A 24,556-nucleotide genomic window follows, 5' to 3' on the forward strand; every position below is an offset into this window, starting at 1 on the left:
CAGTCGCTCCGTGCGCGCCCTCGTCGACGCGGAGCACGGCCGCGGCCGGCCCCACCGCGACCCGGCTCAGTCGGCGTCGCCGCCTGCTGCCAGCTTGAACGCGATGCCGTCGAGGATGTCGTGTTCCGAGACGACGACCTCGGTGGCGCCGGAACGCTCCATGACGGCCTGGAGGATGACGGCACCGGCGGTGATGACGTCGACGCGGCCGGGGTGCATGACGGGGATCGCCTCGCGCTCGGCGTGGGTGGAGTGGACGAGACGGTCGGTCACCTCGCGGACCTGGTCGAGGGAGACGCGGGCGTGGTGGATGGCGGCCGGGTCGTACTCGGGCAGGCCGAGGACGATGCCGGCGACCGTGGTGACGGAGCCGGCGAGGCCCACCAGGGTGCGTGCCGAGGTGAGGGGGACGGTCTCCTCGACGAGGGTGAGGGCTGCGTCGACGTCGGCCCTTATGGCGGCGACCTGCTCGGCCGTGGGCGGGTCGGTGACGACGCCGTCCCGGACGAGGTGGCGCTCGGTCATGCGGACGCAGCCGATGTCCACGCTGCGGGCGGCGCTCACCTCGTCGGTGCCGATGACGAGCTCGGTGGAGCCGCCGCCGATGTCGGTGACGAGGTACGGGGTGTCCAGCCCCGAGGCGGTGAGCTCCTTCGTCGCGCCGGTGAAGGAGAAGGCGGCCTCCTGGTCACCGGTGACGACCTCGGGCTCGACGCCGAGGATGTCCACCACACCGCGGACGAAGTCGTCCCGGTTCTCGGCGTCCCGGGAGGCGGAGGTGGCGACGAAGCGGACGCGGGCGGCGTCGAGGGAGCGGATGACGTCGGCGTACTCGCGGCACGCGGCGAAGGTGCGCTCCAGGGCCTCGGAGGCGAGGCGCCCGGTGCGGTCCACGCCCTGGCCGAGCCGGACGATCCGCATACGGCGGTCCAGCTCCTTGAAGGCGCCGGTGGCCGGATCGAGGTCGGCGACGAGCAGGCGGATGGAGTTCGTGCCGCAGTCCACGGCGGCCACGCGGGTCATCGGTCGGTCTCCTCGGCGTCGGCGGCCCGGGTTCCGGTCTCGTCGGTGGTGACGCAGGGGCCCTTGCGCCACCACTCGGGAAGCAGCGCGATGGCCTCGTCGCCCAGGGGGTTGACACCGGGGCCGGCGACGAGCGAGTGGGCGACGAGGACGTGCAGGCACTTGACGCGGTCGGGCATGCCGCCCGCGCTGGGGAAGCCCGCGAGGACGTCGATGGCGTCGCGCCGGGCGATGTAGTCCTCGTGTGCCGCCCGGTACGCGGCGGCCAGCTCGGGGTCGGTGGCGAGCCGTTCGGTCATCTCCTTCATGACGCCCTCCGCCTCCAGGGTGCCGATGGCGGAGGCGGCCCGCGGGCAGGTCAGGTAGTACGTCGTGGGGAACGGCGTGCCGTCCTCCAGCCGCGGGGCCGTCTCGACGACGTCGGGCTGTCCGCAGGGGCAGCGGTGGGCGATGGCCCGCAGGCCGCGCGGCGGTCGGCCGAGCTGCGCCTTGAAGGCGGCGACGTCCGCGTCGGTGGGCGGCGTGGGGTCGGTCGGGGGCGGCGGAGTGTCCATGCGGGCGGTGTGTCTCTCGGGTCGGATCGTCAGGGGAGATGAGCAAGCGGAGGGGCGGGGGCTCAGCCCGCGTCGGCGCGGTCGAGGCCGTCGAACAGGTTGGTGTACCAGGCGCGGCCGGCGCCGCCGTCCTCGCCGCGGTGGCGCGGTGCGTCGGTCTCGTCGGCCCCGCCGGTCCCGCTCCGCACGATGTAGCCGCGCTCGCCGGTGCGGACGTAGTGCAGGTGCTCGCGGGCGAGCTGCTCGACGTAGGCCGGGTCCTGGAGGCGGGCCTTGAGCTCGCGCAGTTCGGCGACGCGCTCCTCGGTCTCCTTGAGCTTGCGGCGCTCCTCGGCGATGTCTGAGCGCTGGGAGACGTAGCTGCGCGTCGGGTAGGCGAGGGCGACGACGAGGGAGCACAGGACGAGTGCGAGGAGGGCGGCGCGCCCGGTGAGGCGGCTGCGGCGCGGCCCGCCGCGGAGCCGTCGGCTCTGCGCGCGGTAGACGCGCTCGGCGGCCTGCTCACCCAGCGCCCTGAGCCGGGTCGCGGTGGAGAACCGTTCCCGTTCCGGGGCACCTCCCAAGGGTCCACCTCCCTGATCGCTGTCCGAACGGTACGTCCCGGCCCACGGTACGCGGGACCGTGGGCCGGGACGCGGCGGCGTTCGACGTCGGCCGTCAGACGCCGGCCGTGAGACGTCAGCCCTTGAAGCGCGGGAACGCGCTGCGGCCGGCGTAGACCGCGGCGTCGTCGAGGATCTCCTCGATGCGCAGGAGCTGGTTGTACTTGGCGACGCGCTCGGAGCGGGCCGGGGCACCGGTCTTGATCTGGCCGCAGTTGGTGGCGACGGCCAGGTCCGCGATGGTGACGTCCTCGGTCTCGCCGGAGCGGTGCGACATCATGCACTTGAAGCCGTTGCGCTGGGCCAGCTCGACGGCGTCCAGGGTCTCGGTCAGCGAGCCGATCTGGTTGACCTTGACCAGCAGGGCGTTGCCGGCCTTGTCGTCGATGCCGCGCTGCAGGCGCTCGGGGTTGGTGACGAACAGGTCGTCACCGACGAGCTGGACCTTCTCACCGATCTGGGCGGTGATGGTCTGCCAGCCCTCCCAGTCGTCCTCGAACAGCGGGTCCTCAATGGAGACCAGCGGGTACGCCTCGGCGAGCTCGGCGTAGTAGGCGGTCATGTCGGCGGCGCTGCGGGACTGGCCCTCGAACTGGTAGGCGCCGTCCTTGTAGAACTCGGAGGCGGCGACGTCCAGGGCGAGCGCGATGTCGCGGCCGGGCGTGTAGCCGGCGGCCTTGACGGCCTCCAGGATGAGGTCCAGGGCCTCGCGGTTGGAGCCGAGGTCGGGCGCGAAGCCGCCCTCGTCGCCGAGGCCGGTGGACAGGCCGCGCTCCTTCAGGACGGCCTTGAGCGCGTGGTAGACCTCGGTGCCCCAGCGCAGCGCCTCGGAGAAGGACTCGGCGCCGATGGGCGCGATCATGAACTCCTGGATGTCCACGTTGGAGTCGGCGTGGGAGCCGCCGTTGAGGATGTTCATCATCGGCACGGGCAGCAGGTGCGCGTTGGGCCCGCCGAGGTACCGGAAGAGCGGCAGGTCGGAGGCCTCGGAGGCGGCGTGCGCGACGGCGAGGGAGACGCCGAGGATGGCGTTGGCGCCCAGCGAGGACTTGTCGGCGGTGGCGTCCAGGTCGAGCATGGCCTGGTCGATGAGGCGCTGCTCGGTGGCGTCGTAGCCCACCAGCTCGGGGCCGATCTGCTCGATGACGGCGAGGACCGCCTTTTCGACGCCCTTGCCGCCGTAGCGGCCCTTGTCGCCGTCGCGCAGCTCAAGGGCCTCGAAGGCGCCGGTCGAGGCGCCGGACGGCACGGCCGCGCGGCCGGTGCTGCTGTCGTCGAGGCCGACCTCTACCTCGACCGTGGGGTTGCCTCGCGAGTCGAGGATCTCGCGGGCTACGACGACGTCGATGGACGGCACGAGGTTCTCCTTCGTGTGGGTCGGTCTTCCTGAGGCAGGAGCCTAGCGGTCCGGTGGCCCGCGGTGGGCCTGCGGGCCGCGTCCGGGGCGAGGCGCCGCGGTGAATTCCCAGCTCAGAGGCGAACCAGGTTTTGTTCATTGACTGAAGATAATGCCGTCGTCTCGCTGTGCGGACGGATACGCCGACGGCTCGGCGGGCCCGCGGCGGGGGACCCGGCCGGCCCCGGCGCGAGGGCCGCGGCGGGCCGTCGCGGAGTGCACACCGGGTACACACCGGCCGGCACGGGGCGCGCGGCGGGCCCGGCACAGGGGACGCGTGCCGGGCCCGACCGCCAGGGTCACCCTCGGAGGGCAGCCCCCGAGGGTGACCCGCCCCGGTCACACCTCCAAGCGCTGACCGGGGAAGATCAGGTCGGGGTCGGCCCCGACGACGGCCTTGTTGCGGGCGTAGAGCTCCTGCCAGGTCATGCCGTGGCGGTGGGCGATGGCGGCCAGCGTGTCACCGGGGCGCACGACGTACGTGCCGCCCTTCCCCGACTGCCCCTTGGCATCCTGCTGCGCGGGGGCGGCCTGCTGGGACTGCGGCGACTGACCCTGCTGCGGCTGCGGCGGCCGGGGGCGCGGCTGCCGCTGGGCGGCAGCCCCACCCGGCGCCTGCGGGGCGACGTCGGCGGGCGGGGCGTCGGCCGTGAGGCCGCCCTCCTCGGCGCAGGCCCAGGCTCCCGGGCCCTGCATCTCCAGGAGCCGCTCGGCGACGGCGATCTGCTGCTCCTTGGTGGCCAGATCGGCCCGCGGCGCGTACCGGAGTCCGCCGGCCGCCTCCCAGCTCGACTGGGCGAACTGGAGTCCGCCGTAGTACCCGTTCCCCGTGTTGATGCGCCAGTTCCCGCTCGACTCGCACTGGGCGACCTTCTCCCAGGTGTCGACGGAGGCGGCTTGCGCGCTGCTCGCCATCACCACCGGGCCGCCGACAGCGGCGCCGGCGAATCCGGCGAGCGAGGCGGCGAGGCGGACGACGACGGGCTGACGGTTACGACTCTTGGCGGAGTCCTTGTCGGTGAACAGCATGGACGGTCTTCCTCACCGGACGCCTGCGAGGTGAGCTGTCGGGTTCGGACGCGTGAGTCGCCCGGTCCGGCGCGGCGTTCCCGCGCCGGACTTCACCCCGAGCCGCCTGGGCGGCACTCGCCTGGTTCCCCCGCTCCTGCCTGCGGTTCGCGGACGCGACGATGTTCCCGCCGACCGTCGGCAGGATTCGGCGTGACGGTCGACGACCCCACGGGAGTGGGCGATGCGAACGTAGACCTACCACAATAATCCGATCAAACACCCCTGAAACCGACACGAGGGGATGACTTGACGCCTCGTCATATCGATTCCGCAGGTCCCGGCACGCTTGCCCGGGGCCCGCAACCCGGACACGCCGACAAAGGAATGTGACGATCGTCACATTGCATCCGGACGGGTGAGGTCCGCTCCTTCCCGGGCCGTCAACTACTCCTGAACGAGCGGAAGTCGAAGCTCCTGCCCGGGCAGAATCAGGTCCGGGTCGGCGCCGACGACAGACTCGTTCGCCGCGTACAACGCGGGCCAGCCGCCGTCCAGACCCTGCTCCGCGGCGATCCCGGACAGCGAGTCCCCCGCGGCGACGAGGTACTCGACGGCCGGCCCCGCCGGAGCCGCATGCCGCCCGGAGCCGCGCTCGGAGCGGTCCGCCGCCTCCCGGCCGGACTCCCTCGGGTCACGGTCGCCCCGATGACGCCCGGTGCCCTCCGTGCCGCCGTCGGAGTCGACGTCCGGAGCGGAGGAGTCCACGTCGGGGGCGGACGGGTCGCCCGGGGTGGAGGAGTCCACGTCCGGAGCGGAGGAGTCGCCCGAGTCGCCCGGCACTCCGGTCGGCGTCTCACTCGGCCTCTCGGGCGGCGTCTGACCCGGCGTCTGCCCCGGGCGCCCGGTCGCCGCGGCGGAGGGCGCGCCGGACCCGGCGTCGGACCGCTCGCCGGAGCCCGGCTTCTGCTCACCCGGGGTCGCGTCCGCGTCGGGAGCCGCCGGCGTCCCGGTCGCCCCCGGGGTGCCCGGCTCCGGCGCGCCCTCGGCCGGGTGCTCGGCGTCACCCGTGCCGTCCGGCCCGCCGGGGGCCGGGGGCGGCTGGGGCGCGGGCGTCTCGGTCACGCCGTTGACCGCGGCCGTGAGGCCGCTCGTCACGGCGCACGAGGGCCAGGCGTCCGGGCCCTCCGCCGCGAGGACCGCCTCGGCGACGGCGATCTGCTGCCCGCGGCTGGCGAGGTCCGGGCGGTCGGCGTGCACGGTGCCGCCGTACTGCTCCCAGGTGCGTTGGGTGAGCTGGAAGCCGCCGTAGTAGCCGCTGCCCTCGTTCGCGCTCCACGCGCCGCCGCTCTCGCACTCGGCGACGCGGTCCCACACGGCCCCGTCGGCGGCCTGGGCGCCGGAGGCCGCGAAGAGCGGCAGGGCCATCCCCGCGCCGGTCACCCCCGCGGCGACGACGACGGCAGGGGCCTGACGAGGGCGACGATGCCGCCCGCTCCCGGAACGCATGCGGTGACCTCTCCTGAGACGACGAGCGGTCCCGCGACGGGGTCCGCTGACGGCGGAAACCTAACGTCGAACACCCGTCCATCACAACCCAGTGTCGCAAGGATCACGCGACGGTCACGGACTGTCGCCGACTGACCCCCCGTCAGGCGTGAACTCGACGGGCAGGCTGCGCAGACCGCGCATGATGAGGCCGCCGCGCCACCGCAGTTCCTCCGGTTCGGCGGCACATCGCAGGTCGGGGAGCCGGCGCAACAGTGTGGCGAGTGCCGTCTGCCCCTCCAGCCGGGCCAGCGGCGCGCCCAGGCAGTAGTGGATGCCGTGCCCGTACCCCAGGTGCTGGTTGTCGCGGCGGGCGAGGTCGAGCATGTCCGGGTGCGGGAACTTCGCCGGGTCCCGGTCGGCCGCCGCGAGCACCACCAGCACGGGGTCGCCCGTCTCGACGCGCTGCCCGCCCAGCGTCAGCGGCTCGGTCGCGAACCGCCAGGTGGCCAGCTCCACCGGGCCGTCGTAGCGCAGCAGTTCCTCGACGCCGGTCTCCAGCAGCGCCGTGTCCCCCGCGGCCAGGGCGTCCTGGAGCCGACGGCGCTGCTCCGGGTGGCGCAGGAGCGCGTACGTGCCGTTGCCGATGAGGTTGACCGTCGTCTCGAACCCGGCGAACAGGAGGATGAAGGCCATCGCGGCGGCCTCGTTCTCGGTGAGGTGCTCACCGTGGTCGCTGGCGCGGATGAGCCCGGAGATCAGGTCGTCCCCGAGGTCGTCGCGCTTGCGGTGGATCAGCTCGGCCAGGTAGCCGCGCATCTTCTTCACCGCGCGCCCCACGCCGCCGCGCGGCCCCCCGCCGTGGCGGAGCATCATGCCCGCCCAGTCCCGGAAGTCGTCCTGGTCCTCGGCCGGGACGCCGAGCAGGTCGCAGATGGCGTAGATCGGCAGCGGGAAGGCGAACTCGTGGATGAGGTCGGCGCTGCCGCGGGCCGCGAAGCCGTCGATGAGGCCGTCCGTCAACTCCTGCACGCGCGGCGCGAACGCGGCCACGCGCCGCGGGGTGAAGGCGCGCGAGACGAGACGGCGCAGCCGGGTGTGGTCCGGCGGGTCGATGTTCAGGAGGTGCGTCATCAGGTTGGCGCTGCGCTCGCCGGGGATGCCGACCTTCCCCTTGCCGTGCGCCCGCTCGCTGTGCGCGCCCGGGTTCTTGCTGAGCCGCTGGTCGGCGAGGGCCTGGCGGGCGTCCTCGTACCGGGTGACCAGCCACGCCGAGACCCCGCTGGGCAGTTCCGCGCGGTGCACGGGCGCGTGCTCCCGCAGCCAGGCGTACGCCGGATACGGGTCGGCGGCGAACTCCCGGGTGAAGAGGTCGGGCATCGGGGGGCGGTCGTTCACGTTCACCACGCGAAACTAACCCGCGCGCCCCGGCCTCCGCCCACCCCCTCCACGGGCCGCCGTGCGGGCCGGACGGCGTTCCCCATGCCGAGCCCGAGGAAGCCGGGGCTCCGGGTTCGCCGTCCCGCCGGACGTCGGGCCACCCGGCCGTACGCGGCCGGGGCGGGTGCGCACGGTGCGTGACGGGCACGGGTACGCGCGGGCGCGTCACTTCGGGACGTCGCCGCCGCGACTGCCGAAATCCCAGCGGCGCCGCCCGTCCGTCTTTCCCCGGTGCGTGCCCCAGTTCCCGATCTCGTTCGGGTACCGGCGCCTGCCGTCGTGCGGCATCTCGTCCGGCTCCCGCAGCTCCCGCTCGTGCCCGGTGCTCCCCGTCACCTCGGCACCGTGCCCGGTGGTGTCCCGGTGCCCCGGGTGCTGGAGCGGAGGCTGGGAGCGGCCGACGCTCCGGCGGATCTTGTGGACGCCCACCGTCACCGTGAGGACCAGCAGGACGGTGATGACGATGCCGATGAGCAGGGGGCCGAGACCGACCAGATGGTCCTCCGCAGCCTGCCCGGCGTCGGCCAGGCGTGTCGCAAGGCTCTCGTTCATGGCCGCCGAGTACCCCGGAGGCCGCACCTTACGCAGCCCCGCCGGGCCGGGCCCGCCTCAGCTCGGCGACGCGTCCGCCCCCGTCGCCGTCTCCGCCGTCCCGGTCGCCTTCCCGGTCGCCGTCTGCGCGGCCGCCGAACGCTGCTCCTGCGCGATGATCGCGTCCCGGTACGCGCGGGCCGCCGCCCGCAGCGCCGTCTCCGGGTCGACGCCCTCCGCCTCGGCCCGCACGGCCAGCCCCAGCAGCTCGTAGCCGACGCCCACGCCCGCCGCGGGCACGTCGAGCCCCGCCGTACGGGCCCGGCCCGCCAGCTTCGCGGCCAGCGCCAGCGCCGGCTGCCCCAGCGGCACGCCCTCGGTCACCGACGTCCGGCGCTTCTCCACGGCCTTCGTCCGCCGCCAGTGCTCCTTGACGTCCTCCGCCGTCTCCGCCGTCTCCTCGCCGAACACGTGGGGGTGCCGGTGGACCAGCTTCGCCACGATCCCGGCCGCCACGTCGTCGATCGAGAACGGCTCGTCCGGGTCGTCCTGCGCGATCCGGGCGTGGAAGACCACCTGGAGCAGGACGTCGCCCAGCTCCTCGCGCAGCTCCTCCCGGTCCCCCGTCTCGATGGCCTCGACGAGCTCGTACGCCTCCTCGATGCCGTACTTGACCAGGTCCTCGTGGGTGCGCGGGCCCGTCCACGGGCACACCTCCCGGATCTGGTCCATGACCTCGACCAGATCCAGCAGCCGGGCGCCGGGCAGGTCGTACGAGCCCGGCAGCAGCTCCAGGTCCGGCATGGCCTCCCGGCCGCCGCCCGCGAGACGGGCCAGCCCGTCGGTCAGCCGGGGCTCACCCTCCGCACCGGCCACCACGACGACCGTCCGGCCGCCCGCGCACTCCGTCACCAGCTCCCGGGCCGTCGGCCCGGCCTCCTCCACCGCGACCCCCGCCTCGCGCAGGTACGGCAGCTGCGGGTGCCCGGCGTCGGAGCACACCACCCGGTCGGCGCTGCGCAGCGCCTGCCAGGCGGGCCAGGACAGCAGCCCGGGCGCCACCCGGTGACTGGTGGTGAGCAGTACGACACGCCCGGTGTCCCGGCTCTCGTCGCCGGTCGCCGCAGGGGTCGCGGGGGTCTCTTCGGGGGTTATGGCCTCTTCGCGGGACGTCACCCGTCGAATGTAACGCGCCCGGTCAGGCCGGTTCCTGCGGCGTCCGGGCGGGGTTGATCCACGGCTCCGTCCCACCGATGAGCGACACGAGGTCGACGTCCCACTCGCCGTAGCGGGGATTGACGTCGATGTCGAGGGACCGCGCCGTCTCGACGAACTCCCGGTTCATCACGTCGTCGGCGTTCGGCGTCCGCGGGCCGACGCCGATGGCCTTGGCGATCCCGTCGATCAGCAGCTGCATGCGCAGGGCGTCGTCGATGTGCTCCGGCGCGATCGACTGCTGGATCATGAACGCCTCCAGCCCCTTCGGGCCGCCGCGCTGCTTCTCCTGCGCGGCCCGGTGCTCCTGCACGTCGCGCCGCGTGATCTCCACCCCGTGGCGGCGCGCCGACTCCTCGACCACGCGCTCCCGGAGCATGTAGTTCAGCGTGTAGCGCGGCAGCGGGCCCGTCTGCTGGATGAGCTGCCCGCCGTTCGGATCCGAGCGCTGGGCGTCCCGCACCGCCTCCGCCCGCGCCTGGACCGAGGACACCTCGATCCGGTCCCCGTCCACGACGGCCGCCGCACCCGGATGCGTCTCTCCGCCGCAGCCCGTCAGCAGCGGGACCCCGCCCAGCAGCAGCGCTGCGGCGGAGAGGGGAAGCGCGGACCTACGGCGATGCATGGGGGCCTCCTGGCTGGGCCGGAAACGACGGCGTTTCGTCCTGCCTGGTGATCGTAAGGAGTCAACCCCCCGATCCACCACCGTTTCGCCACGCCCGTCTCGCCGGGCCCCGCCAGAAGGGCTCCCGCCCGCGCGTCACGCCTTGCGCAGGGCCTCCCAGTACTCCTCGAAGGACAGCTTCCCGTCCCCGTTGGCGTCCTTCGCCGCTATGACCGCCTCCGCCACCGGACCGGTGACGAACGGGTCGCCCATCTCCGCCATGGCCCGCTTGAACTCCTCGGCGGTCACCAGACCGTCCTTGTCCGCGTCGAACCGGTCGAACGAAGCCCGCGCATCCTCCATGCTCGCCACGCCCGCACCCCCTTCACCTCGAAGTCTGTCCGCGCCCCCAGCGGACGCGCCCCCTACAGTAACGATGTTGACCCGGCGGGCGGTTGCAAGGATGGGTGGCCAAGGGCCGTGCTGGAAGCGAGGTTTCCCTCCGTGACGTCGCGGTGGTTCAGCCTCCCCGTGCCACGAGGGCCGGTTCGCCGTCGGCCTGGACCGGGGACGGCCCGCGAAGCGTCGTCGGACGGATCGGCCCCCGTGCGCAGCCGTACCCGTCAACACCGCTCGACGTCACGCGCCGCGCGACACACGGGGCAGGAGCCTCCCGGCCTGGGGGCGCGGAATACGCGGGGGCAGGTGTCGCACTCCTGGAACGGATCGGGCGGGCGGGGCGGCGGGGGCTGCGCCGCCGGGGCCGACGCGGGCGGCAGGAGCGCGGTCAACCGGTAGCCGATCAGCCCGGCCGGGCGGGTGAGCGGCTCCGGCAGGTTCGCGGTGAGCGCGTTCCGCAGCGCCTCCGGGCTCGCGCCGCGCTCGAACCAGGCCGCCACGGCCGGGGTGAGCCGCCGCACGTCCCCCTCGGACAGCAGCAGCCGGGTGTCGCTGCGCCGCAGCCGGACGAGGAACCCTCGCGCCGCCCCGTACGGCGCCGACTCCGGGCGCCTCGGCTCCGGCAGCGGCGGCGCCGTCCGCCTCGGGGCGGGCGGCGGGGCCTCGGGCAGGAGCGCCCGGGCCTCCGGCGGGGGCGGCGGGGCCTCCGGCGGGGGCGGCGGGGCCTCGTGTGCCGGGGCCGGTGACGGGCCGTCAGGGTGCCGCCGCCCAGCCCCCACCCGCGCCCTCGCCTGCGGCCGGCAGGCACCGGGCCGCCCGGCGACGGCACCGGCCGGCCGGTGGTGGCACGTCGTCTGCGTGACGATGCGCCCGCCGGGCAACCGCCGGCGCCTGCGCGTCAGGTACCCGTGGGCCTCCAACTCCCGCAGCGCGGCGGCGATACTCACCTCGCCCTCGGGGAACTGCGCGGCGAGGGTCTTGATGTCCACCCGCGCGCCGTCCGGGAGCGACTGGATGTGCACGGCCAGGCCGATCGCCTTCAGGCTCAACCGGCGGTGCTGGGCGAGGTGGTTGCCCACCACGGTGAAGCACTCGGTGTGCCGCACCCGTTCGTGCGTCACGCCCCGGCATGGATCACCGGATTCCGCGCGCTCGAGCGCGCTAGGCTGCGTCTCAGCCACGGGAAGGGCCTTTCTTCCTCGTTGGTCAGGCCCTCGTCCGGGATGCCAGTCCCGGCGGGGGCCGTCGCATGTGGTCGGTTATGCCGGGAGCCTATGCCGGACAACTCACTGCATGTCCAGACCGCTTGGGCACAACCACCCGTCCGGGTTACCGGGGTGGGGTCGGGTTTTGGTCACTCCTTTCCTCCCGTACTTGGGTGGGTGACGTCGGGCCCCGCCATGCCCTGGCCCACCGGGACGCGGGAACCCACGATCCGGTGTTCGGCTCGATTTCTCCGCTCCCTCACCCAGAGTGACCGCCTCCGCCTACGCTGAGCGTCACGAAGCCGACCCGGCTGGGACCTCGGCGACGACGAGTCCACCGCCGTCATCAAGGCCGTCTGCCGACAACTCAAGCTCTGGCGCGAGGCGTCCGGCCTCACGCAGGCCGAGTTCGGCGCGGAGCTGGGATACAGCGCATGACGCTCACGCTCTCGTCCGAAGACGGCACCACCCTGGAGTGGGTCAAGAGCAGCTACAGCAGCAACGACGGTCCTGCCTGCGTCGAGGTCGCCGCCACTCCCGGAACCGTCCACGTCCGCGACTCGAAGTGCACCGACGACAGCCCCCGGCTCGCGCTCGGCCCCACGGCCTGGGCCGCCTTCGCGAGCTACACCTCAGCGGCCTGACGTCGCACTCCTCGGCGCGGAGGCTCCCGTCTCCGCGCCGTAGGGTGCCGTCATGACCAGCACACTCCGCCTGGAGAAGATCACCGCGGCCAACCTCGACGCCGCGACCGACCTGCGCGTGCGCCCGGACCAGGAACACCTGGTCGAGCCCGTCGCGAAGTCCCTGGCCGAGGCGTACGTCCACCCCGACATAGCCTGGCCGCGCCTCATCCTCGACGGAGACCGTCCCGTCGGCTTCCTCATGGGCTTCTTCGACGTCGACTGGAAGGACGACGGCACCCGCACCGACCTCCGCTCAGGCCTCTGGCGCCTCAACATCGCCGCCGGGGAACAGGGCCGGGGCTACGGCCGCTTCGCGGTCGAGGCCGTGGCCGCCGAGATCCGCCGCCGCGGCGGCAACCGGCTGACCGTCACCTGGCACCCGGGCGAGGACGGCCCCGAGAAGTTCTACCTCCGCCTCGGCTTCCGCCCCACCGGCGAGACCAGCGGCGGCCAGACCGTAGGCGAGCTGGACCTGACCTGACCCTCGCTTCTCTCAGGCGTCCCCGCACACAGGTGGCTCAGGGCACGTCACTCCGGCTCGCGGGCATGTCAGCAGCGTCCGTACGGCCATCTGGCCAGACGCCGTGTAGTAGCCGACGTATGCGTCCGACCAACGCTCCAGGCACCCGTACGCATGCTTCAGATGAAGAGCGACGGGCAAGCCTCCGGAGGTTTCGGGAAGTGGCGTGCCGGATGTACTCCGAGTGCGGCTCGGACACCACGCGGGCCCGGCGCACGACGACGCCCCTGCCAACGGCCTGGGCGATGGCGTCGTGGAACGACGACCACCAGACGTCCCCCGGCACGCCGTGCGGGTCCTCACCACGACGCCATGCGAGGAAGCCCGCGTCCTCGTCCGCGATCGCGTAGACGTCCCACGTCTCCAGGTGTACCGCTGAGTGCACGCAGGAGGCCAGCGGTTCAGCGAACGGCGGGACCGGCCGCGACGTCACACGCCCTCCTCAGTGCCTCCGCCATGCGTGCGGGCAGCCGCACGACGTCCTCAGACTCGGGGATCGACCCCGCACGCAGGCACTCCTCACGCAAACTTCACGCCGTGACGCGCAGGCGTCAACCCCGCCTCCGCATCGCCTCCAACGCCGCTCCCTGCCGGGAGGGCGCTCCGACAGGAGCGCCCGGGGCTGGGATTCGCGGCGCTCGGACAGCAGCAGATGTGGGGCCACCGGTCGTGTCCGGCAGCGGGGCGAAGAGGCGGCCGATCGGGGGACGCGTGAGCGGCCGGGCCAGCCGCCGCACCGGAGGCGACCCCAGAACGGCCGCCAGCGCCACCGCGCACAGCACCAGGCCCACCTGCTCCAACGGCGTGTTGACCCGCTCGATGAACCCCTTCTCCCGGAAGGGCAGGATGACGAGCGGGTGCAGCAGGTAGATCGTGAACCCGGCCGAGCCCAGCGTGGAGACGAACGGCAGCTTGCGGCGCGGCGTGAGCCGCAGCATGCACAGCACGAGCGCCGCCGCGGCCGCCAGCATGGCCAGCCGGATCAGCCAGGCCCACTCCAGCGGCAGCGTGTCCCCGGTGTAGACGTGCCGCATCGACAGCCAGGACCCCTTGATCTCCCGGTGCCACATCAGCCCGACGACGCCCGAGGCCAACACCCCGCACAGCGCGACGGGCAGACTCCAGCGCGCGGTGAACCACTCCCGCAGCGCCCCCTGCCCGATGCGCCAGCCGAGGTGGAACAACGGCAGGTAGACCACCGTCCGGCTCGCCGAGAACTCCATCCCCAGCGTGCCCACGTACCCGGCACCGAGTGCTGCGGCGGAGGTGGCGAGGAGCGGGTACCGCAACTGCACCACCAGCGGCAGCAGCAGCCGCCAGCAGAACAGGGACATCAGGAACCACAGGGTCCAGGGCAGCTTGGTGACGTGGAGCTGGAACTCACCCCCGAGCGCGTACACCTCCAGCGAGTACAGGACGCTGAAGATCCCGGCCGGCACCGCGATGCACTGTATGAGCCCCCGCAGCCGCCCGCTCCCCAGCGGCCCCGCGCTGCTGAACACCCCGGCGAGCATGACGAACAACGGCACCCGGAACGGCCACGTCCCGAGGCTGTACGCGTGCAGCGTCTCGTGCCGCGCCATGATGCTGCCGACCGTGTGCAGGACGACGATCAACGTCGCCGCGACGAACCGCGCGTTGTCCCACCACGGGTCGCGCGCCCGGTCAGCGGCCGGAGCGGCGGTCGTCGGTCTCGGCAGCGTCGTCATGGCGGGCAGGGGCCTCCAGGCTCCTCGGGCGGCAACGGGCTATCGGCACCGGAGCCGACCGATGCACTCTGCCGACCGTCCCGACAAGCCAGGTGGCACACGCCCGTCCACCGGGTGAACGACAGGCGTACATCGGATGCCCCCGCCCACCCCACGGCCAACGCCTTGACGTGAAGTCACATGGAGCTTCGAGCGTCGTCGGCGACGAAAGGAAGCGGACGATGACGACACCGGGTGGCGGTGGGCTGGACGGAGGTGCCGGGGCCGGTCTTGAGCCGCTGACCGGGCTTGAGGTCGCCGGCGTCGAGCGACTGGTTGAGGTCGGGCACCCACGGGACGACAACGGAACGAATCCTGCCCACATCCGTCGTTCACTCTTGTGTCACCCGGGCGGCCCACGGCGTTCCGGGGGGAGAGCTAATGGTCGGAGAGTCTCCATTCCACTCGCCGACACCCTTTGAGGACCAGCACACCACCATGGCACTCAGACCCCTCTCCCCCGGCACCGGCAATTCCGTCGGCGCGACGGAATCAGCTCGCATCCGTCCCCCCGCGACCGAACCGAAGGCAGCCGGGCACCGCTTCGACGTCGACGTGCTGCGGCTGCTGGCTTCCTGCACGGTGATACTCGGGCACGTCTCGGCCACGTTCATCCACGCGGTCGACGGCGAGAGGGGGAACGGGTCCGGTGCCTACTGGACCGGCCACGTCTTCGAAGCCGTCAACGCCTTCGCGGTGCCGGTCTTCTTCGCCATCGCGGGCTGGGGTGTGCTGGTGGGCGCGGTGCCGCGAGATGAACACCGGATGTGGACACGCATCATCCGCACCGGTGTGCCGCTGTTCGTCTGGACCGGGATCTACCTCACCTGGGCCTGGCTGAGGGACCGCAACGAGCAACCCATGATCGAGCTGGCGGTGGACGGGCTGTTCGCGTCCGTCCAGCCCGCCTACCACCTGTGGTTCCTCTACGTCTATCTGCCGGTCGTCGCGGTGCTGGCGTTCGCCGTGCTGGTCAAGGACGGCCGACGGCCGTGGAAGCTGGGTCTGGCGCTCCTCGCGATCGCGACAGGGCCCACCGCCCTGTCCACCGTCTCCGAGGTCACCGGCTGGGCCGTGCCGCGTATGGGCTGGGGCTTCGGCACCTACTCGATCGTGTACGCGATCGGTGGCGCTCTGCTGCTGGCGCTTCCGGGCTCGGCCCTGCGCGGTCGGCGGTGGCCCTTCGCCGCCCTGTTGCCCGTGGCCATGGCCGGGGTCCTCTGGTACCACACACAGGTCCACTACGTGATCCCCAACGCCCACCTCTTCGTCGGCACCATGACCGCCTGCGTGCTGCTCCTCGTCAGCCGGAGGAACGTGCCCGAGCGGCTGCGCCCGCTGATACGACGGGGCGCCAACGCGGCCATGGGCGCCTACATGATCCACGTCCTCTTCGTCGAGGAACTCGTACGGCCACTCGTCTCCGCCGACATGAGCGCCCCCACGGCCACCCTCACCCTCCTCGGCATGCTCACCGTCGTGATCACCCTCTCCTACGGCTCCAGCCTCCTGTGGGAACGCCTCGGCCTCCGCCGCCTCCTCGGCTGAGGAAGCAGACGGAAGGGGGGGACCGGCGTGCGGTCCCCCCCTTCCTGCGCGTGACGCGTTATGCCGGCGCCTCCCCGAACGTCTTGCGCAGCTCGGCCATGTTGTCCTGGGTGACCTTCCACAGGAGGTCCTGGCGCCCGTGGACGTCGGCGACGACGGTGGCGTGGTCGTCGAGGATGCCGAGAGCGCGCTCGGTGAGCAGGGCGCCGAGGTCACGCTCGTGGACGGAGACGCCCCACTCGGGGCGCTCGATGTCGGCGAGGAAGTACGCCATCTTCGGGTGCGAGACGAGGCTGATGATCGGCGTGCCGCAGCCGAACGGGATCATGCCGGCGTGGCCGCGCATGCCGATCACGAGCCTGGTGCGGGCGTACTCGGCGCGGATCGCGTCGCCGTCCCAGTCGTACATGGGGACGACGGGCAGCGAGATGCCGTGCTCGCGGCGCAGGTCGAAGGCTATGCGCTCGTCTTCCAGCGCGTGGGCGACGCAGCGGACCTCGGCGTGCTCGCCCAGGGCCCGGACGGCCTTGGCCATCTCGTCCAGGAAGTGGCCGTAGTCGTGGCCGAAGCGGAGTCCGGCGCGGTCGTAGGCGCAGTTGAGCAGGATGGTGTCGGCCCGGCCGGCCGGGTCCTGCCAGTCGGGGACGAGCTGCCGGGTGACGGTCGTCGGGCAGGGCTGGTAGAGCACCCGGTCGCGCAGCCCGGCCGGGAGCAGGTCGCGCACCCTCTGCACGGAGCCGCTGTTGCGCAGCCCGAAGAAGGCCGACTTCTCCACCAGGAGGCGCAGGCTCTCGGTGAAGCGCTCCCGGCGATAGGACTGTCCGTCGAAGGCGTTGTAGCCGACGGCGAAGACGGCCAGCGGTACGGTGATCCGCTCCAGGTTGCGGTCGGGGACGTTCCACTGCCAGGCGCTGTTGCCGTTGGGAGCGGTGTCCGGGATGAACAGCCCGCCACCGCCGACGACCAGGCCGCGGCCGGCGTTGACGCGGTCGAGGGCGGCCTCGTCGAAGAACCGGTGGGCGTGCTGGGAGTGCCAGCGCGCGGGTCCGGTGTCACCGTCGAAGCAGAGCCGGACGGACTCCGGGAGCAGCTTGTCGCCCGCGTTGCCCTGCCGGTCCATGTAGAAGGCGACGTGCGAGAGCCGGCCCGAGGGCTCGGCCGCGGGCTCGTCGGCACCCGTGTCGGGGCGGGTGCGTTCGTGCAGGATGCGGCACATGCGGCTGACCGGTTCCACGGCGAGACCCGCGGCGGCGTGCCGGTGTGCGGCGGCGTCGTCGTTCAGGGTCCAGGCGAGCTGGGCGAGCCGTCCGTACGACCTGGCGGCGTTCTTGGGCCCGGCGGTGGCCAGCAGGAGGTGGGCCTCGGCCTCCTCGTACCGGGAGAGTGCCATGAGCGCGGTACCGAGCACCTCGTGCGGCCAGGCGGCACGGGCCGGGAGGGTGATCCCTCCGAGGATGTCCACCGCCTCCTGGTAGCGCCCGGTCGCGACGCACGCGGACGCCACCTGTCGGGCGGCGGCGACATCGCCGGTGCGCTCGACGTGCTGGCGGCCGAAGTGCAGGAGGAGATCCGGATGCTTGGTCCCGGGCTGGGACATGTAGGCGGCGGCCAGCGCGCTCTCGCTCATGGTGTGGCGCTGCCAGGCCTCCTCGGCGAGCGTGTACCCCTCCTCTCCGCCGTTCCAGGGCTTGTGGCGGCCGGTGAAGTGAAGGACGGCTACGTCGTCGGGTACCGGCCTGTCGCCTGAGAGTCTGCGTTTGACGAAGTTGAAACGGGGGTCGAGCCGGACGAAGTCCCCGTCCAGGACGGCGTTGAGGATGCCCTGGTCGTGCTTGTCCAGCTCGTACCGGCCGGAACGGCCGGTCTCGTCCAGCCGGGCGCAGAACGCGTCGGTGAGGTACTCGCGCTGGATGACGAGCAGGCCGCTGTTGAGCTTGTGCTGACCGTGGAAGAACTGGGGAACGGCGGCGAGTCCGTGGCGCAGTGTCAGCAGCTCGCTGATGTCTCCGAGGACCACCATGTCGGTGTCCAGGGTGATGACCGTGTCGTAGTCGCGGATCCGGAAGACGTCGAGGATGAAGTACGCCTTACGGATCAGGTAGTTCTCGGGGTCACCCTTGACGAAGTCCTCGTAGCGCGTGTCGTCGACGCGCCGCAGCACGATGCGCGGGTGCAGACGGCGGATTGCCGCGACGGACGAGGGGCGCAGGTCGTCGTAGAGGACGACGAAATCCTCGCAGACGCCCGGGTTCGACAGGGCCAGGCTGCGCAGCAGTGCGAGAAAGCCGGGCAGGTAGTTCTCCTCGACGTACGACGCGAACGCCACGCGGCGTTTGCCGGTCAGGTTGGGGGCTGCGGCGCCGGCCGCCGGGGTTGGCGCGGTCATCGGAGCGAAATCCTCATCTCGGTACGGCTGGTGGCCCGGTCCATGACCCACGCCTTCTCACTCAGGTACTCGTGAACGGAGGTGATGGGGAGCTTCATCGCGCCCGGGAGCCGATAGGCGCCGGAGTCGTAGAAGTCGAATCCGATCAGGTCGATCGTCGGATTGACGTCGAGGAAATCGAGCAGCCACAGCATGTTGAAGCCGCTGGTGGGGATGGAGGGCCACTCCTCCTCGGAGACTCTCCCGAGGTTGCGCACAGGCCAGCGCAGCGAAGCGTCGTTCAGATAACGCTGCGCTCCGGGCACCAGGCGCTGGCGGATGGACTGCTTCCATTGCTCTTCCAGACCGCCGAAGACAAGGCGGGTCTGCACCTTCTCGCCCCAGTTGAATCCGTGCTTGTGGATCGTGGCGTGGATGTCGGTGCGCGAGCCGGTGGCGGGCGCGTCGATGCGGAAGGAGTTGAAGCGGACGACGAGGTCGTAGGAGTCGATCTCCTTGCCCATGGAGCTCGATCCGACGCGCTGGGAGTTGGCCACGAGGCAGATGCTCTTGCCCGCGACGAGATTCCGGAAGTCCCCGACGGTGATGATCGACGCTCCCCCGTCCCAGTCCGCGACCGGCCCCTGGGAGCGCAGGCGTACGTGGTCCGCGTACGCGCGGAGCACGACGGCGCTGCCGATCACGCCGTCGGGGCGACGCGTGGTGTGGCGATCCATGAAGCCGGCGAGCGCCTCGCCCATGTCGATGCTCGACGTGCCCTGCTCGTGCATCGTGCTCAGGGCGGCCACCAGACGCGGGGCGGCCTGCGGCCACTCCCCCCGCTCGTCCATCGCGAGGCCCTCGGCCCACAGCTCCGCCGGCTCCCCGCCGACGAAGCCGGAAGCCTTCGGGAACTCCTCCCGCAGCAGGTCCAGGAGCTCTGCCAGCCGGGTGGTGCTCTGCCGCAACCCCGTCACCCGCGCCGCGATGCCCAGGTCGTCGTCACGGCAGAGCGCGACGTAGCGCTCGTGCGCCTCGGCCGCACCCGAGTCCTCACCCAGCTCCTCCAGTACCCGGGCCCGCAGCCGCCATCCCGCACGGGAGTTGGGCCGCTCGGTCAGCACGGCGTCGGTGATGGACAGCGCGAGTTCCAGCTCCGCGACGGACCAGCAGTACAGCGCCTTGTTACCGGCCTCCAGCAGGGCGTCAAGGAGCTCAGGGGACTCCTTGGCCCAGCCGGAGCCACGCCCCGCACCGCTCGCCGAGCCGACCGCCGTGCGGGCATGGACGACCAGGAGCTGCCGCAGCGCCTCTCCCAGTTCGGCACGCTTGCGGTCGCGGTTGTACACGAGCTTCCCGCTGTGTGCCGCACACGCCTCGATGCTCTGGTCGAGAGTCGTCGGGCGGACGGGGACCTCGGTGTTCGGTGCCGGAGCGGATCGCCGGTCCAGGCGGCGCTCCAACCATCCGGTACGGACCCGTTTCATGATGCTCCAAGCCTCAAGTACGCCCGGATTCACAGGGCGTTACGGAAGCACCGTACGGAGGCCGGGTGTACCGGCGATGAACGACGACCGTCTCGACGACGAACGGCACAGCCGATTCGCCCGGTGTCCAGCACACGGTCACGGCGTTGCCTACCGACGTCCTCAACGGCGCCGGTTGGCCGCTCGCCTGACACGCCGGGCCACGCGCAGCGCGGCACCACCCCCCGGGAAGCGGCCGCCCGCGGGGGCCAGGCTGCCGGGAAGCTCCAGGCTGGTCAGCCGACGGCGCTTGAAGTAGCGCTGCGTGTGGGTGCCGAAGTGCTCCTCCAGCCAGGCGTGGGCCTCGGCCCGCAGGGCCGCGTACTGCCGGGGCTGCATGCAGTATCCGACGGTACGCACCAACGGGCCGACGTCGCCGCGAGGTTCCGCCGAACTCGACGCCTCCAGGTCGGGCAGCAGCGCGTCCACGATGGTGAGCGGCACCCGGTTGCTGTTCTGGTAGGGCACGATCCGGTCGAGCAGGAGGTCCGTGCCCACGCGCGCCGCGGGGATGCCGTAGTACGTGGCCGCGGTGAACAGCGCCGTCGAGAAGCAGCCCACGACGAGGCGGGGGCGGCAGCGGCCGAAGACGGCCTCGGCGAGCAGCGATGTCGTGGGGACGAGCAGTTCCACCCCGCAGTCGGCGGCGGCCTTCTCCAGGGCCCGCGAGTAGCGGCTCGGTGCGGTCGGGTGCGGCTTGAAGAGCACCCTCTCGTGCCCGGCTGCGGCGGCCGCGCGCAGCATGCGGGCGTGCAGCTCTTCCTCTTCCTCGGTGCTGAGGATGCCGAGGGCGGCGAGGTACTGACCGAGGATCACGGCGCCGGGCGCGCGGGCCGAGTCGCGCGGAACCTCCGGATCGTCCGCGGCGACGGCCGTGAGCTCGTCGAGGACGGCGCGGAACGCCGCGTCCGGGACCGTCTCGGACGCGACCTCGTACTCGCTCAGGAGCAGGGGCCGCAGTCCGGGGACGAGGTCCAGGTGCAGCAGCCGCACGATGCGCGGGGCCGTGGCGGCGGGCAGTGCCTCGCGGGTCGGCCCGTAGCTCATCAGCCCGTCGGCGTAGACGTGCACGTCGGCGTCGGCGAAGATCCGGGCGAGCGCAGCGGCCGGGTTGGCATGAACGGACTCCACCACCAGGTCGGCGATACCCTCGCCGAGCCCCCAGGCCTCCCGGAAGACACGTTGCCACAGCGGCGCGTCCTGCTCCGCGGGCGACCAGTCACTCGGGTGCAGTGGCCGGATCGTGGCGTTCCAGTCGACCACCAGGTCGAAGCGCGTGACGATGCCGGCCCAGCCGGCCATGTCGCCCAACGGCGTGGCGGTCTCCGGTACGGCCGCGTTGTTGGAGACGAGGAGGACGCGGCGGGCGGCCTCCGCCGGTCCGAAGAGCCCGGCGTCGAGCGCGGCGGCGAGGGTGGCGGCACCGTAGAGAGTGGACACCTCGAAGATCTGCGGACGGAGCTCGGTGTGCCGAACCGTCGGGTTCGCGTGGATCGATTCCGTGGTCATGCCGTCATGCCGCCTTTCCAGTGCCGCGCCCACGCAGCCGTCGCAGTACCGCGGCGCGCTTCTCGTCGAGCACGGAGAGCACCGCTTCGAGGACGTCGGAGGGCATTCTGCGGAGCGCCGCGGAAGCCTCGCGGCGCAGCTTCCTCGTCGTCTCTGCGTCATAGCGGGTCGATCCGCTCATGTGGAAGGCGATCATCGCGCAGTAGGTGCGCACGATCTTGGGCAGGAAGCGGTCGGCCTCCTGGTGCGCTGTGACCTCTTCCAGGATGCGGTCGTGCGCGGGGATGAAGTCCAGTTGACGCTCGTCCCCGATCTGGGTGAGGGAGGTCGCCACGCCGCGCCGGTAGAAGACGCCGTGCAGGCCGACGGTGGCGAAGGACTCGGCGCGCAGGTGCAGTTGCCACGTGAAGACGCGGTCCTCGGCCGTGCGCAGCCGGGACTCGAAGCGCAGTCCGTCGTCGAAGAGGTTCCGGCGGTAGACACCGGCCCACACGAAGGGGTAGTCCACCATCGTCTTCATCGTCGCCGGGCCGATGGCGCCACGGGGCGAGAGGACGACACCGCGGCGCGGTGCCGGGGCACGCTGAACGGACCGCGTGCGGCCGGTCGCCTGCACGTGGTCAGTGCGCACGAAGTCGCAGTCCAGCCTCTGGGCTGACGCGAGCAGCTCGTCGAGATAGCCCGGGGCGTACCAGTCGTCGCCGTCCAGGAAGGTCAGATAGTCACCGCGAGCCGCGTCGATGCCGGTGTTGCGGGCCTGTGAGATTCCTCGGTTGACCTCGTGGCGGAGCACTCTCGACCGCGGGATGTCCGTTGCGGCACGCTGCAGCAGATCGCCCGTGGCGTCTGTCGAGCAGTCGTCGACGAGCAGGAACTCGGTGTCCGGACCGGCGTTGCGGCTGAGGCTTCTGAGGGTGTCCGGGGCGAAGTCCTGCACGTTGTGACAGGGGACGATCACTGAGAGCTTGGGCACGTGGCTTCCCGGTCGAGTGGATCAGGCCAGGGCTGCGGGACACACCGCCTCCCGACACGGAGGCTAGGCCGCCGGAGTGGGCGCCACGTGCCCGCAGGGCGGCCGTGGGGTGAACTTCATGCGTACGACGCGCGACGGGTGACGTGGACGCGCCAAAGCGGCGGGCGGTGTCAGTGACCGGTGAGGTTGTGGCGGCAGAGGGCCTCGTCCTGGAGGAGCTGCGTGACCACCGGGTCGTGCGGGCCGCGTTCGGCGGCGTACTCGGCGACCAGCCGGGTGATCTCGGGCAACGCGCGGGCGTACTGGCCCGCCTCCATCAGGGTCACCGCGTACTGCTTGCGCAGGCTGCGGACGATCGGCGAGCCCTCGCCGTGCTCGGCCGCCGCGGTGGGCAGGGCGGCGCCCAGCAGGTCGGCCACCTGGGCGTACTGACCGTGGGACAGCAGCCGCCGGACGTCCTCCAGGGTGGCCGCGAGGCCGGTCGCCGGCGGTGGGCCGAAGCCGGCGGCGGGGGCGGGGCGGGCCGGACGCTGCGGCCAGGGCTCCAGGGGCCGGCGGAAGGGCCGGGACGGGTCCAGGGGCAGCGCGGGGCCGGGGGCTCCGGGGCTGGGCAGGAGCGGGGCCAGCGCCTCGTAGACCTCGTGGGCGTCGGCCGGGCGGGCCTGCGGGTCCTTGTGCAGGAGCCGGTGGACGAGGGCGGCCAGCGCGCTCGGCGTCTCCGGGCGGACCTCCCGGACGGGCACGGGCTCCTCGTGCAGCTTCCTGTACAGCAGGCCGGTGGCCTCGGGGGCCTCGAAGGGCACCTGGCCGGTGAGGAGTTCGTAGAGCATGACGCCCAGCGCGTACAGGTCGGCGGCGGGCCCGACGGGCGCGGTGCCGATGGCCTGCTCGGGCGCCATGTAGACGGGCGTGCCGATGAGGGTGCCGGTGCGGGTGAGGCGGGTGTCGGCGGCGGAGCCGACGGCCGCGATGCCCAGGTCGAGGACGACGACACGGCCCTCGGGGCGGACGATCACGTTGCCGGGCTTGAGGTCGCGGTGGACGATGCCGACGGCGTGCACGGCGACCAGGGCCGCGCACAGCTGGGCGGTGACGGCCACGGCCCACTGCCACGGGTAGGGGTCGTTCTCGGCGAGGTGGTCGGCCAGGTCGCTGCCGTCCAGCCGCTGCATGACGAGGAACAGCTCGTCGTCGTCCCGCCCCGCGTCGAAGACCGTGACCAGGTTGGGGTGGTCGATCTGCGCGGTGACGCGGCACTCGCGCTCGAACCGCTCGCGCAGCTCCTCCGGGTCGGCGCTGCCGGACAGCGAGGCCATCTGGCCCGAGTGCATGAGCTTCACCGCCACCGGACGCCCGCCCAGGCCCCGGTCGTGGCCGCCCCACACCTGGCCCATCGCACCCTTGCCGAGGGGCTCGGTCAGCTCGTACCGGCCCGCGATGACGCGGCCGATCACCGGCCGTCCCGCTTGCGCAGCAGCTCGTCGAGCTCGTCCAGCTCGGAGGCCACCTGCCGCATCCGGCCCTGCGGCTCCGGCTGGCCCTGCGCGGCCGGAGCGGGCGCGGGCGGGGGCGTGTGCGGGCTCGCGGGCGGGGGCGTGTGCGGGCTCGCGGCGGGCGGCGGGGCGTAGAGCGTCGGCTGCTGGTGGAGGGGCACGGCGGGCGGCTGCGGGTAGCCGTAGCCGGGCGCGGGGGGTGCCGCCGGTTGCGCACCCGGGCCGTAGCCGGGCGGGACGGCCCCGGGGACGACGCCCGGGGCAGCCCCGGGGCGGGGCCCGGAGTACGGCCCGGCGTGGTGCGGGTAGGGAGCGGGCGGGCGCGGGAACCGGTCGCCGAGCACGGCGTGCACCGTCGCGCCGATGATCAGGACGAGGACGAGACCACCGGCCGCGGCGCTGACGTTGGAGCCCTCGGGCTCGTCCTCGAGGGCGAGGGCGAACACGACCTCCAGGACGCTCAGCGTCAGGAAGCCCGCGAACACCGCCCAGTCCAGGGCACGGCTGCGCAGGACGGCGAACCGCAGGGACGGCACCCAGGCGAGCATGCCGAGCGACCAGACGGGGAACGACGCGAACAGCACCCGCACCACCAGCGCCCCGCCACCGGGCCCCTGGCGGTAGGGCGTTGGGGTCGCCGGTCTGACCGGGTCGTGCATGCTCATGCTCCCGCCATCTCTCCGTGCCGTACCTGACAGCTTGTAGGAGGAGCGTATCCGGGCT

At 72.6% G+C, this 24,556-nt stretch carries 24 protein-coding genes and 1 riboswitch; of the genes, 3 read left to right on the forward strand and 21 right to left on the reverse strand.

The genetic code is table 11. From position 1 onward, the window contains the following. Window positions 1-66 precede the first annotated feature (66 nt). The 12 genes from O7609_RS08000 to O7609_RS08055 form a co-directional block, all read right to left on the reverse strand. A complete protein-coding gene (locus tag O7609_RS08000) occupies window positions 67-1,023 on the reverse strand; it encodes a Ppx/GppA phosphatase family protein (protein ID WP_269734263.1) in 957 nt (318 codons plus the stop codon). Then, complete coding sequence (locus O7609_RS08005; RefSeq protein ID WP_269734264.1) at window positions 1,020-1,577, reverse strand: DUF501 domain-containing protein; 558 nt, start codon at window positions 1,575-1,577, stop codon at window positions 1,020-1,022. Before O7609_RS08005 ends, O7609_RS08000 begins: the two co-directional genes overlap by 4 nt. Window positions 1,578-1,639: 62 nt before the next feature. Continuing rightward, window positions 1,640-2,140: an FtsB family cell division protein gene (locus O7609_RS08010; protein WP_269734265.1), complete on the reverse strand. Its 501-nt coding sequence runs from the start codon at window positions 2,138-2,140 to the stop codon at window positions 1,640-1,642. Between the two features lie 115 nt (window positions 2,141-2,255). Beyond that, a complete protein-coding gene (gene eno, locus O7609_RS08015) occupies window positions 2,256-3,536 on the reverse strand; it encodes a phosphopyruvate hydratase (RefSeq protein WP_269737063.1) in 1,281 nt (426 codons plus the stop codon). Between the two features lie 378 nt (window positions 3,537-3,914). Then, the gene (locus O7609_RS08020; RefSeq protein ID WP_269743320.1) at window positions 3,915-4,604 is read right to left on the reverse strand and encodes a LysM peptidoglycan-binding domain-containing protein; all 690 of its coding nucleotides are present in this window, start codon (window positions 4,602-4,604) and stop codon (window positions 3,915-3,917) included. A gap of 6 nt (window positions 4,605-4,610) precedes the next feature. Next, a riboswitch (cyclic di-AMP (ydaO/yuaA leader) is annotated at window positions 4,611-4,766 on the reverse strand. 264 nt (window positions 4,767-5,030) lie between these two features. After that, a complete protein-coding gene (locus tag O7609_RS08025; RefSeq protein ID WP_269743321.1) occupies window positions 5,031-6,092 on the reverse strand; it encodes a transglycosylase family protein in 1,062 nt (353 codons plus the stop codon). A 114-nt stretch (window positions 6,093-6,206) separates the two neighbouring features. Next, complete coding sequence (locus O7609_RS08030; RefSeq protein ID WP_269737064.1) at window positions 6,207-7,451, reverse strand: cytochrome P450 family protein; 1,245 nt, start codon at window positions 7,449-7,451, stop codon at window positions 6,207-6,209. A 225-nt stretch (window positions 7,452-7,676) separates the two neighbouring features. Further along, a complete protein-coding gene (locus O7609_RS08035; protein WP_269734268.1) occupies window positions 7,677-8,063 on the reverse strand; it encodes a DUF6479 family protein in 387 nt (128 codons plus the stop codon). A 57-nt stretch (window positions 8,064-8,120) separates the two neighbouring features. Continuing rightward, window positions 8,121-9,197, reverse strand: a complete 1,077-nt coding sequence (locus O7609_RS08040; RefSeq protein WP_269744326.1) for a nucleoside triphosphate pyrophosphohydrolase — start codon at window positions 9,195-9,197, stop codon at window positions 8,121-8,123. Between the two features lie 43 nt (window positions 9,198-9,240). After that, the gene (locus O7609_RS08045) at window positions 9,241-9,882 is read right to left on the reverse strand and encodes a SurA N-terminal domain-containing protein (protein WP_269743322.1); all 642 of its coding nucleotides are present in this window, start codon (window positions 9,880-9,882) and stop codon (window positions 9,241-9,243) included. Window positions 9,883-10,017: 135 nt separating this feature from the next. Beyond that, window positions 10,018-10,233: an EF-hand domain-containing protein gene (locus tag O7609_RS08050; RefSeq protein ID WP_269734270.1), complete on the reverse strand. Its 216-nt coding sequence runs from the start codon at window positions 10,231-10,233 to the stop codon at window positions 10,018-10,020. Between the two features lie 251 nt (window positions 10,234-10,484). Further along, window positions 10,485-11,381, reverse strand: coding sequence for a helix-turn-helix domain-containing protein (locus O7609_RS08055; RefSeq protein ID WP_269743323.1), 897 nt, complete (start codon window positions 11,379-11,381; stop codon window positions 10,485-10,487). 518 nt (window positions 11,382-11,899) lie between these two features. Here O7609_RS08055 and O7609_RS08065 point away from each other — a divergent pair. Beyond that, window positions 11,900-12,109 (forward strand): DUF397 domain-containing protein, encoded by a 210-nt coding sequence (locus tag O7609_RS08065; RefSeq protein ID WP_269743324.1) that lies wholly within the window; start codon window positions 11,900-11,902, stop codon window positions 12,107-12,109. A gap of 52 nt (window positions 12,110-12,161) precedes the next feature. Then, on the forward strand, window positions 12,162-12,632 hold the full coding sequence (locus O7609_RS08070; RefSeq protein WP_269734273.1) for a GNAT family N-acetyltransferase: 471 nt from the start codon (window positions 12,162-12,164) through the stop codon (window positions 12,630-12,632). A gap of 37 nt (window positions 12,633-12,669) precedes the next feature. On the opposite strand, the gene O7609_RS24595 is transcribed toward O7609_RS08070, so the two are convergent. From O7609_RS24595 to O7609_RS08080, 3 genes are all read right to left on the reverse strand, one after another. Next, window positions 12,670-13,104 (reverse strand): DUF6879 family protein, encoded by a 435-nt coding sequence (locus O7609_RS24595; protein ID WP_332330040.1) that lies wholly within the window; start codon window positions 13,102-13,104, stop codon window positions 12,670-12,672. Window positions 13,105-13,222: 118 nt separating this feature from the next. Next, the gene (locus O7609_RS08075) at window positions 13,223-14,380 is read right to left on the reverse strand and encodes an acyltransferase family protein (protein ID WP_269734274.1); all 1,158 of its coding nucleotides are present in this window, start codon (window positions 14,378-14,380) and stop codon (window positions 13,223-13,225) included. 176 nt (window positions 14,381-14,556) lie between these two features. After that, window positions 14,557-14,709 (reverse strand): hypothetical protein, encoded by a 153-nt coding sequence (locus O7609_RS08080; protein ID WP_269743325.1) that lies wholly within the window; start codon window positions 14,707-14,709, stop codon window positions 14,557-14,559. 148 nt (window positions 14,710-14,857) lie between these two features. Between O7609_RS08080 and O7609_RS08085 the strand changes: the two genes are divergently transcribed. Next, a complete protein-coding gene (locus tag O7609_RS08085) occupies window positions 14,858-15,967 on the forward strand; it encodes an acyltransferase (protein WP_269734276.1) in 1,110 nt (369 codons plus the stop codon). Window positions 15,968-16,025: 58 nt separating this feature from the next. Here O7609_RS08085 and O7609_RS08090 read toward each other — a convergent pair whose 3' ends face one another. The 6 genes from O7609_RS08090 to O7609_RS08115 all read right to left on the reverse strand — a co-directional run bounded on the left by O7609_RS08090 (window position 16,026) and on the right by O7609_RS08115 (window position 24,498). Then, on the reverse strand, window positions 16,026-18,353 hold the full coding sequence (locus tag O7609_RS08090; RefSeq protein ID WP_269743326.1) for a glycosyltransferase: 2,328 nt from the start codon (window positions 18,351-18,353) through the stop codon (window positions 16,026-16,028). After that, a complete protein-coding gene (locus O7609_RS08095) occupies window positions 18,350-19,819 on the reverse strand; it encodes a glycosyltransferase family 29 protein (protein ID WP_269743327.1) in 1,470 nt (489 codons plus the stop codon). Before O7609_RS08095 ends, O7609_RS08090 begins: the two co-directional genes overlap by 4 nt. 162 nt (window positions 19,820-19,981) lie before the next feature. Beyond that, window positions 19,982-21,367 (reverse strand): polysialyltransferase family glycosyltransferase, encoded by a 1,386-nt coding sequence (locus O7609_RS08100; RefSeq protein WP_269734279.1) that lies wholly within the window; start codon window positions 21,365-21,367, stop codon window positions 19,982-19,984. A gap of 4 nt (window positions 21,368-21,371) precedes the next feature. Further along, complete coding sequence (locus O7609_RS08105) at window positions 21,372-22,340, reverse strand: glycosyltransferase family 2 protein (RefSeq protein ID WP_269743328.1); 969 nt, start codon at window positions 22,338-22,340, stop codon at window positions 21,372-21,374. A 170-nt stretch (window positions 22,341-22,510) separates the two neighbouring features. Beyond that, the gene (locus tag O7609_RS08110; RefSeq protein ID WP_269743329.1) at window positions 22,511-23,794 is read right to left on the reverse strand and encodes a serine/threonine-protein kinase; all 1,284 of its coding nucleotides are present in this window, start codon (window positions 23,792-23,794) and stop codon (window positions 22,511-22,513) included. Beyond that, the gene (locus O7609_RS08115) at window positions 23,791-24,498 is read right to left on the reverse strand and encodes a hypothetical protein (protein WP_269734282.1); all 708 of its coding nucleotides are present in this window, start codon (window positions 24,496-24,498) and stop codon (window positions 23,791-23,793) included. Before O7609_RS08115 ends, O7609_RS08110 begins: the two co-directional genes overlap by 4 nt. Window positions 24,499-24,556: the final 58 nt, after the last annotated feature.

This window comes from Streptomyces sp. WMMC1477 (assembly GCF_027460245.1).
Taxonomy (GTDB): domain Bacteria; phylum Actinomycetota; class Actinomycetes; order Streptomycetales; family Streptomycetaceae; genus Streptomyces.

Coding starts and splice junctions, on each gene's coding strand:
- O7609_RS08005 (WP_269734264.1), bottom strand. CDS start 1,577: ATGGACACTCCGCCGCCCCCGACCGACCCCACGCCGCCCACCGACGCG.
- O7609_RS08035 (WP_269734268.1), bottom strand. CDS start 8,063: ATGAACGAGAGCCTTGCGACACGCCTGGCCGACGCCGGGCAGGCTGCG.
- O7609_RS08095 (WP_269743327.1), bottom strand. CDS start 19,819: ATGAAACGGGTCCGTACCGGATGGTTGGAGCGCCGCCTGGACCGGCGA.
- O7609_RS08000 (WP_269734263.1), bottom strand. CDS start 1,023: ATGACCCGCGTGGCCGCCGTGGACTGCGGCACGAACTCCATCCGCCTG.
- O7609_RS08070 (WP_269734273.1), top strand. CDS start 12,162: ATGACCAGCACACTCCGCCTGGAGAAGATCACCGCGGCCAACCTCGAC.
- O7609_RS08020 (WP_269743320.1), bottom strand. CDS start 4,604: ATGCTGTTCACCGACAAGGACTCCGCCAAGAGTCGTAACCGTCAGCCC.
- O7609_RS08100 (WP_269734279.1), bottom strand. CDS start 21,367: ATGACCACGGAATCGATCCACGCGAACCCGACGGTTCGGCACACCGAG.
- O7609_RS08085 (WP_269734276.1), top strand. CDS start 14,858: ATGGCACTCAGACCCCTCTCCCCCGGCACCGGCAATTCCGTCGGCGCG.
- O7609_RS08025 (WP_269743321.1), bottom strand. CDS start 6,092: ATGCGTTCCGGGAGCGGGCGGCATCGTCGCCCTCGTCAGGCCCCTGCC.
- O7609_RS08075 (WP_269734274.1), bottom strand. CDS start 14,380: ATGACGACGCTGCCGAGACCGACGACCGCCGCTCCGGCCGCTGACCGG.
- O7609_RS08030 (WP_269737064.1), bottom strand. CDS start 7,451: ATGCCCGACCTCTTCACCCGGGAGTTCGCCGCCGACCCGTATCCGGCG.
- O7609_RS08065 (WP_269743324.1), top strand. CDS start 11,900: ATGACGCTCACGCTCTCGTCCGAAGACGGCACCACCCTGGAGTGGGTC.
- O7609_RS08115 (WP_269734282.1), bottom strand. CDS start 24,498: ATGAGCATGCACGACCCGGTCAGACCGGCGACCCCAACGCCCTACCGC.
- O7609_RS08045 (WP_269743322.1), bottom strand. CDS start 9,882: ATGCATCGCCGTAGGTCCGCGCTTCCCCTCTCCGCCGCAGCGCTGCTG.
- O7609_RS08090 (WP_269743326.1), bottom strand. CDS start 18,353: ATGACCGCGCCAACCCCGGCGGCCGGCGCCGCAGCCCCCAACCTGACC.